Source organism: Arthrobacter sp. Soil_C_49, from assembly GCF_057656635.1.
The window spans coordinates 1-238 of sequence record NZ_JBDGJZ010000049.1 but is presented as its reverse complement, the minus strand read 5'-3'; the positions used below and the strand labels follow the sequence as shown (position 1 = coordinate 238).

Annotated in this window: 1 protein-coding gene; it reads right to left on the bottom strand. The window is 59.7% G+C overall.

Going from position 1 to position 238, the window contains the following annotated elements; translation table 11 throughout:
• Positions 1 to 238 (bottom strand): hypothetical protein (locus AC3A4Z_RS22650; protein ID WP_498714562.1); only part of this gene is annotated, 238 nt, incomplete at both ends.

Sequence of the window (238 nt, the reverse complement as noted above, 5' to 3'; positions counted from 1 at the left end):
CCCGACGCAGCATCCGTCACCGAAATCACCGACGAACCAAAACTCACATCCGCAGCACCCGGCAACCGCTTATCCCCGCCCAGACGCATGTTCGCCGGCGACACCTGATTCAACGTCGAACCAGACTCATCATCAACAAACACCTCCCCCGCGTCCTGCAAGATGTCAAACGTCGTCGACGCCGGCGTCACCGCACCATCCAAAACACGCGACGGATAATTCAACCGCCCCACCGCAT